Origin of the sequence: Aporhodopirellula sallentina SM41 (assembly GCF_000346505.1) — a bacterium.
GTDB lineage: Bacteria > Planctomycetota > Planctomycetia > Pirellulales > Pirellulaceae > Rhodopirellula > Rhodopirellula sallentina.
Window position 1 is genome coordinate 1 of record NZ_ANOH01000017.1, and the last position, 8,063, is coordinate 8,063.

At 57.7% G+C, this 8,063-nt stretch carries 7 protein-coding genes and 1 pseudogene; 2 read left to right on the forward strand and 6 right to left on the reverse strand.

From position 1 onward, the window contains the following. Positions 1-114: 114 nt before the first annotated feature. The gene (locus RSSM_RS00875; RefSeq protein WP_008673443.1) at positions 115-1,176 is read left to right on the forward strand and encodes an HD domain-containing protein; all 1,062 of its coding nucleotides are present in this window, start codon (positions 115-117) and stop codon (positions 1,174-1,176) included. A 114-nt stretch (positions 1,177-1,290) separates the two neighbouring features. Here RSSM_RS00875 and RSSM_RS00880 read toward each other — a convergent pair whose 3' ends face one another. From RSSM_RS00880 to RSSM_RS00905, 5 genes are all read right to left on the reverse strand, one after another. Beyond that, positions 1,291-2,442 carry a trypsin-like serine peptidase gene (locus RSSM_RS00880; RefSeq protein ID WP_044300421.1) on the reverse strand — a complete coding sequence of 384 codons (1,152 nt, stop codon included), beginning with the start codon at positions 2,440-2,442 and terminating at the stop codon, positions 1,291-1,293. A 104-nt stretch (positions 2,443-2,546) separates the two neighbouring features. Beyond that, entirely contained in the window at positions 2,547-2,999 is a 453-nt protein-coding gene (locus RSSM_RS00885) for a hypothetical protein (RefSeq protein WP_008673447.1), read from the reverse strand. Positions 3,000-3,074: 75 nt separating this feature from the next. After that, positions 3,075-3,503: an acyl-CoA thioesterase gene (locus tag RSSM_RS00890; RefSeq protein ID WP_008673448.1), complete on the reverse strand. Its 429-nt coding sequence runs from the start codon at positions 3,501-3,503 to the stop codon at positions 3,075-3,077. Positions 3,504-3,512: 9 nt separating this feature from the next. Continuing rightward, positions 3,513-3,791 carry a 30S ribosomal protein S18 gene (rpsR, locus tag RSSM_RS34390; RefSeq protein ID WP_236620859.1) on the reverse strand — a complete coding sequence of 93 codons (279 nt, stop codon included), beginning with the start codon at positions 3,789-3,791 and terminating at the stop codon, positions 3,513-3,515. A 572-nt stretch (positions 3,792-4,363) separates the two neighbouring features. Next, positions 4,364-5,074: a hypothetical protein gene (locus RSSM_RS00905; RefSeq protein WP_008673452.1), complete on the reverse strand. Its 711-nt coding sequence runs from the start codon at positions 5,072-5,074 to the stop codon at positions 4,364-4,366. A gap of 709 nt (positions 5,075-5,783) precedes the next feature. Between RSSM_RS00905 and RSSM_RS00915 the strand changes: the two genes are divergently transcribed. Further along, positions 5,784-7,568 carry a transglutaminase-like domain-containing protein gene (locus RSSM_RS00915; RefSeq protein ID WP_236620860.1) on the forward strand — a complete coding sequence of 595 codons (1,785 nt, stop codon included), beginning with the start codon at positions 5,784-5,786 and terminating at the stop codon, positions 7,566-7,568. Between the two features lie 198 nt (positions 7,569-7,766). Here RSSM_RS00915 and RSSM_RS34395 read toward each other — a convergent pair. Further along, positions 7,767-8,063: pseudogene (locus tag RSSM_RS34395) on the reverse strand (hypothetical protein); the annotation flags it as partial.

The following is an 8,063-nucleotide window of genomic DNA, read 5'->3' on the forward strand; positions in this document are numbered from 1 at the left end:
CTGACTTCCACGTTTACTTCATGTTTCGAATTGTGCTGAGTTTGCATCGACAAACTCTCTGAATGACAAAAACAAAAACTGCGTCGCCAAATCGCTTGGGAAGCGGCACGCCTGATGTACTCGCGGGAGGTTAGCGAGTACTACACCGCCAAACAGAAAGCATCGCGGCGAATCTGCCGAGGGTGGGTAAAGCCTGCCGATCTTCCGACGAATGCAGAGATTCGCGAGCAAGTGCTCTGTTTGACAAGGATGAGCGAAAGTGAGGCGGACAAGCCACGCCGTTTGCTCGAGATGCGTTTGCGGGCCGCGTGGTGGCTCCGGAAGCTTGCTCCTTTTCACCCCAAACTCATTGGGAGTGTGCTCAAGGGCAGCATCCGGGAAGGATCGGATATTGACGTGCACGTGTTCTGCGCGAACGTTCATGCGATCACAATTTTGCTCGATGATCTTGGCGTGTCCTACGATCTACAACGCAAGAGAATCCGTAAGGACGGCGAGGCCAAGGTGTACACGCACCTTCATGTAAAGGACTCGTTTCCGATCGAAATTACTGTCTATGCTCCATCGTTGATGGGGTACCGGTTTCGTTGTTCGATTACAGGAAAACCGATCGAGCGGGCGGGGTTGGCTGAACTCGAACGATTAATTTCATTACAGCACGAGGTTGATTTGGATCAGATGCACAGTTGGTTAACTGAGATGGATTGTTCTCCAGATCGTGCGAACGTGTTTCTGTCGTTGCTCATGCCGCTCGAGAGCGTGAAGCAGAATCCCAAGTGGCATCCCGAGGGTGATGCGCTTTACCACAGCATGCAGGTGTTTGGTTTAGCAAAAGAAGCTATGCCCTACGATGAGGAGTTTCTGTTGGCCGCGTTGCTGCACGATGTCGGCAAAGCGATCGATCGGAAAGATCACGTGATGGCAGGGCTTGAGGCGCTCGAGGGATTCATCACGCCGAGGACGGCTTGGCTGATCGCGCATCACATGGATGTGCATAAAATCATGGACCACACGATCGGTGCTCGGCATCGCAAGCGACTCGCTGCGCACCCTCTGTATGAAGACCTGTTACTGCTCGGTGATTGTGACCGGCACGGACGCGTGCCGGGAGTCGAGGTTGATGAGCCGGAGGTCGCGCTCGACTATATCGAGCAAATCGACGAAATGTTTGCTTAGCACGGCGTGCTTTGGTGTGAGGTTTCTCCGGTGCAATGAATGGTTTTCCGTTGTGGCGTTCACACGCAAAAGGCTTCGATTTAATGCCCTGCAATCGAGGCTCGTGTTTCGGATTCAGAAGTGGTGTTCAGCGAAGTCACCGTCGAGGCGGTCGAGGTTGCGTTGGCTGAACAGCGCCGATGTCAGCGACATGAGGTTCGGTTCGGCGTGGTCGTGACGCAATTTCGCGTGACCTGACGTGACACCTACGACAACGGGGCGGTTGGAGTCGGGGTCACGCGTTACCCACGGGCCTCCGCTGGCGCCTCCGCCGAAATCGGTCGCGAAGGTGGGGGCAAAGTCGTCTTCGCCTCCGCCACTGACTCCGAACAGAAACCGGCCGCGGCTTCGCCAGAGTTGTTTCCCGAAGTCGAAACCGCTGCCTGCCGGATAGCCCAGGATGTCGACACGTGCCGAATCGAAGAACTCGACGTGCTCGACTACCTGTGGCGTCAATTCCACTCCGATATGTTCGCCAATGTTCGTGTCCAAGCGACAGATCGCGAGGTCGTGATTGCTGAGTGGGTTTTCCAGGTAGGCCTTCGGAATGGCCGCCGAGAGAACTCGCGCGAACGGTTGTGGTTGGTCGGAGTAGAAGTCATACCCGGGGTAAAACTCCAGGGCCCGGGACCAGTTGCGGGTGTTCGAGTCGAACAGATTGTGGGCGCACGTCATGAGGGTGTTCGGCCCGGTGAGGAATGCCGAACCGCTGGCGTACGGCGATCCGTGGTTGATTGGCAGTCGAATGATCAGTTTGCCGACGGCACGAGCGATGTTCTGTGACGGTCGGTCTTGACCTGCTGCCGTGGAGACTTCTGATGCGTCGACAGGTTGCCAGAACGGGTCTGCCGCGAGGGCCGAGCGAAAGAGTGGTTCGAGCGGTTTACGGCGCAACGCCGCGAGATCGCCGAACCGTTTGGCCGGATAGATATTCTGCAGTGTTCCGGGCGACAGCGGCGAGTCGTCAAACCGTCCCAGCAAAGGCGGTTCAGGGCTCGTCGGTCGCCCGGAGGGTAGGTGAGCGGATTGATCCGGATCGTCGACGCGATGCTGTCGGGAGGGGTGTTGTGGGGGCCCGGGGGCCGTTGATCGCAACGGGACGCCCTCGGGAAGATCGACGCGGCCGCTTTGCTGCAGCCAGAGTCCACGCGGGGTTAAGAACGGGTGTGCTTCACCGCTGAGCGAGTGGTCGCTGGCCACGTTGGCCCGGCGTCGAGGGTCAGCCATCTTCGTCCCGGTTCTCGCGTGGAGGGAAGGCGTTTGGCGGGCACCGTTTACTGTCGCATTTGCCCGTCAGGTGACGCTACCGAGAGTCCGGCTGTGGTCAACCGCTAGGTATCGCGGATTTGTTTCAACAGAGCCGCAAACACCATTTCGTTCGCGTCAAAATCGCGACTTTCGGCTTGGAATTGGATCAGCAATCGGCCAGCGATCGGCATTTGGTCGCGGGTAGATTGGGGAGCGTCGAGCAGGACAACTCGGGAGAGGACTACCAGATCGAGGTGGCAGAAAGTCATGTCGACGGCACGCTCGTCTTCGTCGGCGCCATCGAGTTGGACCTCTTCGCTCTCGAAATCCTGGTATTGTTCTCTCAGCATCTCGTCGATTTCGCTGAGTATTTCGTCGTCGCCTCGGGTGATCGGCAGGGTTTCGATCGAAAGAAATCCGCCGCTGGGCAATTCCAGCGTCAGGCCCTGGTCGCCCTCGTCATCGGCGCGAGGCGTGAGGGTCCAGTTGTCCGGGTAGAGGAGTTTGAGTCCGAAGCCTTCAAACGTTGCGGGCATGATGGGGATTCAAAGGAGGCAAAGAATCAGGGGCCATGAAGTCGGGGGGCTGGCGTCAATCGTGAGAAGCAAGCGTCAATCGCGAGCAAGAAGAGCCGTTCGGATCGTGTCCGGGACAGGCTTCTTGACGAGTTTGCCACCGGAGCCGAGTTGGCAGCAAACGACCGAGATCTTGCCGACGGCGACTGGTTTCTCCGCACAATCGATCTGGTAGCGGTAGTGCACGCTGCTGGTGCCGACCCGATCGACGAAAAGAGAGACGTCGAGGACGTCTTCGAACCGGGCCGGGCCGAGGTATTCGCAACCGGCCGAAACGCGTGGCCAGGTGAGCGAATCGGGGTTGTCATGACTGGGCATGACGATCACCCCGATAGAACGCAGGAATTCGTGCTCGACCGATTCCATGATTGGGAAAAAGGCCGAGAAGTGGACGATTCCTGCGGCGTCGGTGTCTCGGAATTCGACCCGACGCTGCGTTCGATAGCGAGCTGGTGATTCGCTCACTGCGTGAGATTACTCGCCGACGTACGGGAGCAGTGCCATGAAGCGGGCGCGTTTGACGGCGGCGGTCACGGCGTGCTGGCTCGCGGCGGTACATCCGCTCTTACGACGACCCATGATGCGTCCTTGGCGATTGACCATCTTCGACAGCAATTCGATGTCTTTGTAGTCGACATACATTGGCCGTGGGCGATGGCCATCGACGAAGATCGGGTCTTTCTTGCGGGTGCGGCTGCGGACGCGGGAACGTTTACGGGCACGGCTACGCGTGCTCATCGGACGTGGGGGCATGTTTTTCCTATAACAGAAAGGCGAATGGTCTGAGTCGGTCGGCTCGGAAATTGCGAAAACGCATAGTCAGCCGACTCGCCGAAGGGCCGCACAGTGTGACGATCTGAGGTTCGCTTTGCAATGCGTCTTTCCCGTAAAACGCGATTCGGGCCGGCAAAAAGCGGTCTGTTGCTTCCCAAACCGGTCGGAGTGCAGGTGTCCGGTGGCGCAAAGAGAGAGCGGTCGATCCGTACCGGCAAGACGACAGTTCCAATCCGTCATCGAGAACGCGGATGCCAACATCGATATCGGGACTCGCTTCCCGAATCGGGCGTCGGATTGCTTTCTATCGGTGCGAGATCACCGGCGGGCCACCTGCGCGGGTGGGACCGTCATAACCGGCACGAGCAAGAAACTCCGCGTGTTTCCTTCGCGAGAAGTCGGCCCGGGAAGGACTGTATCGAGCGTGGGCAAAACTCGAAGCCGTCCGTGGGGGCGATTCGTTCGGTCAGGAGGCGGATGTGCCGGTTTGAAATGGGGCAGTCTGGGATCGGAAGGCTAGACGCCGGTTCGGTTGCCAGGCTGCAGTCCGGTTACCAGGCTGCGGTGTCTTCGGACGATTCGTCGTCGACGCCGAGGCGAGTTTGCAATTGCAGGAACCGGTCGTACATCCGTTCGCTGCTGCTGTGGACATGTTCGGCTTCGGTGATGAAGCGGATATTCTTGTCCGGGTAAACGTCGGCGGCGATCAGTGTTTCGCGGAACGGGTCGAGCGGAGCTCCGTAGGCGATCAGAAGTTTGTGCTCATCGAGTTGCACTTCTTGTTTCTTGGTCGGGTTGATGACCGCGATCCCGGTGCACCCGTCATTAGTGAGCACATCCTCGAACTCCATCAGGATGCTCTTGAGGACGGGGACGTCGATGTGCTCGCGATAAAGGTCTTCGTGGTGCGAGTTGCTGTGATGGCTGGTTTCCAGCACCACGTCGACGACGTTCCCGAGGTGGTCGATCAGTTCGAGGAACGTGTCGAGCAGGATCGCCCGAGTCGCCGCGGCCATGATGACCGGCGTTGTCGCACCGGACGCTTCGTCGACATACTTGTCGTAACGGAAGCCCTGTCGGGGAGCGATTTGAACGTCGTAGGATGGACGAATCGCGTCGGTGAGTTCGAAGGCCCCATAGGTCTTGATACCCATGTGAACCTGAAGTTCTTCGTCGCTGAGACGTTCGAAACTGCCGGGCGCCACTGGGGTGCCGACGGAATCTTGCGGATTGGGACGAAGGATGCGTTTGAGGAAGCCCATCTTTGTTGATCAAATCTTAAAACGCGGTCAGAGATCGTTTTCAAGAGCGAACGAGCCGCTTTTGAAGCCGGTCCACCGGTGCGTCAGGTGAACAACCAAAATTAGGTCACCCAGCGGTCAAGGCGTCAGCGGCCGCTTCCAACGATAAAAAACGTGCAGAATGAACAGATTGCTGTGTTATCTCTTCGGGACAAAACGCACGATCGATACGATGCCTTCAACCGGCCACCGATTTGCCATCAATTTGTTGGGTTGCCGTGTTGCAAAAAGTCAACACGCGTGTTGAGAACTAAACATGTTGAGAGGAAAAACAACATCGCGAAGTCGTCAACTTGATTTGCTCGGTTGAGCGAGTTGCGGTGAAGCCTTTTTCGCGGTGCCAGAAACCGTCTCGTCACGTTATCATCAGGTTGGGTGCGTTCAGGTGAATACGTGGGCAGGCGAACCAGTGCTGGCGTCGGTGAAACGCGGTGCTGTGAAGAGTGCGACTGAACCTGCGTGTTACAGAAACCCTGCGTGTTACAGAAATACAGAGACACGGAAACACAGAGACAGAGTGCGGCAGAGCAGGTCAAGAAGAAGCAGGTCAAGCCAGGGCAGGGCAAGACAGAGCAGGTCAGAGTGCTTTGTCTTGCCCGCAGGCGATCTGGCGGCCGCAAACAGGAGCGGGGGAACCTGCCCAACTATCCACCAGAAGGATCGATCGACGATGAGAAAACGAAATTGCCAGTCTGCGAGACTCGGCATGCAGACACGTTGCAATGCTCACGGTAGCGCGATCGCAGCGGTCGGATTCTGGTTGGCCGGGTTGATGTTCACCGGATGTGATGTCCCCGACCGGCATGACATTGCTATGTTCCGCAAACCTGCGGTCTGGGAGGTCGAGCCTCCTACGGACCCGACTGCGGAAGTCGTCATCAAACCCGCGAGTCTTGTTCCCGCGAACTCGCACGCTGATTCCGCGCAGCAGGATTGGCAGTCTTGGTATCTCCATCACGCCGATTCCGAAGGTGTGATCGGAGGGGGTGTGATGAAGTCGCAGCGGACGGATTCCGGGCAGATCAAACTCACCCTGAACGAACGCACGGTCGTGAAATCGGGGGTCAAGGAAATAGCTGACGATGCTGACTCGTCGTGGCAACAAAATGCGATCGGCTGTCTGCACGCCAACGACCAAACGTTCTGGCACGCCGAAGACGGTCGCTTGTCACGGATTGAGTGTCGGGTGCGTCGCGGCCCTCTGCAGATCTCTAAGTACATTGAGGTCTCCGGCGACGAGATTCGTTTCGACGTGGATCTGTTGACATCCCAAACGAAGAAACGTGTTGTTCATCACGGTGAACTGGGCGGGCCGCTCGCTGTGTATCAATCGCTGCTCGGCAATCCGCTCGGGGCGCGTGAACAACGCGAGTCAAAAGTCCTGCTGCCGATTCAGGAGACGCTCGCCGATCTGCAGATTCGACGTCGCCGCGATGCGTTGGCAAAACGAATGACCGAACAAGGATTGGTTTTGGATTCGCTACATGAAGCGGTCGCGCTCGTGTCGATCGACGAGGTCCGACGGCGTGAGCGTTACTATTGGTACGATGACGAAGGTGTCGTGCAGGCAACCAATATCACGGGAGAGCGTCGCTTTACCTATCGGTGCAGCGAAGAACAGTACCAATCCCAAGTACACGAGTTGTTGCACGATGTTGATCCGATCACGGTGCACGTGCCCGGGAAATTGATCCCTCCCGGAAAGGTCAGGCAACTCGCTGTGAGCGTCGATTTGTCGCCGCGATCGAAGGACGCATCCGCGCCCGGCGGAAACACGCCGCCCAGTGGAATCATTGCCGCGCCGCGTCAGTACGTGCAGACCATTGATGAGAACCACCAAAAGGTGATTACCGCCGCGCGGCCTGTTTCGGCAAAGAAACTCGCCGGTCGGTTTGTGGTGTATGAGCCTCGTCCGTTTACCGCGGACCGTGCGGTGACGAAGCTCATTGATTACCGTTCGTCCGGTGTGCGAAAGGTATTGAATGTTGCCAGTTCGATGGCCGGCATGAGCAACCGGGAAAAAGCCATTGAGTTGAACCGAACCGTGCACTCATTATTGTCGTTTGTCCCCTTATCTGTTGGGCTTCGTCCCGCGGGCACGATCGCGAGTGCGAACATCGCGGATAGCACCGAGCATGCGATTCTGCTGATGGCGATGCTGAGGGCGAAGGGGGTTCCGTGTCGAATGGCTCTTGGGATCCGGCACTCACCGCTGGCAACGGAAGGTTCCACGACGAATCGGTTTGCTTACCACGCGTGGGTTATCGCTCATGGTGAAGAAGGTTGGATGTCTTTGGACCCGACCACGGGGGAAATGACCGGAGCCGAGTGCGTTGCACTGGCGATCGACGATATGGCCAACGTCAGCACTCAGTCGTTCGTGGACCGTTATCTCGCAACCTTCCATTCGATGCGGTTGTCCGTGTCGGCGGCGGTGGTTCACAAGGGTGGATGATCGCAGTTGTACGGGGGCGTCTGGTACGGAGGTGTCTGGTACGGAGGTGTCTGGTACGGCGGCGTCGCGAAAGCGTGAGCAATGACGACGGTACAAACGAAAAAAAAACGCCCCAGGAGAAGTTTCCTTCCTCTGGGGCGTTGTTGTGTCACGTCTGTTTGACGCAGTGTTGCCGTAGCAAGTCAGTGAACGAATTCACTAGCGAGCGTAGCTGGCACTGGCCTGAATGACGCGACGAGTGCGGGAGATGCTAGCACTTGGATCGACGATCGGTGCTGGTGGCATCGGAGCAGCTTCTTGGTAAGTAGGAGCTTCAACTGGAGCGGCGTAAGGAGCTGGAGCTGCACATCCGCAATCGGTTGCACAGGTGTCGCATCCCATGTCGCAGCAGCTGCTGCTCTTCTTGCCGCACGACAGGTTGCCGAACAATTTGCTCAGCAGGCCGCCGCTCTTCTTGCTGCCGCAGCAGCTGTCGCAACCGGCTGGCTCGCAGCA

What these genes read in the sequence shown, in the direction of transcription:
- RSSM_RS00875 (WP_008673443.1), top strand. Translation starts at nt 115, where the DNA reads ATGTACTCGCGGGAGGTTAGCGAGTACTACACCGCCAAACAGAAAGCA.
- RSSM_RS00880 (WP_044300421.1), bottom strand. Translation starts at nt 2,442, where the DNA reads ATGGCTGACCCTCGACGCCGGGCCAACGTGGCCAGCGACCACTCGCTC.
- RSSM_RS00885 (WP_008673447.1), bottom strand. Translation starts at nt 2,999, where the DNA reads ATGCCCGCAACGTTTGAAGGCTTCGGACTCAAACTCCTCTACCCGGAC.
- rpsR (WP_236620859.1), bottom strand. Translation starts at nt 3,791, where the DNA reads ATGCCCCCACGTCCGATGAGCACGCGTAGCCGTGCCCGTAAACGTTCC.
- RSSM_RS00905 (WP_008673452.1), bottom strand. Translation starts at nt 5,074, where the DNA reads ATGGGCTTCCTCAAACGCATCCTTCGTCCCAATCCGCAAGATTCCGTC.
- RSSM_RS00915 (WP_236620860.1), top strand. Translation starts at nt 5,784, where the DNA reads ATGAGAAAACGAAATTGCCAGTCTGCGAGACTCGGCATGCAGACACGT.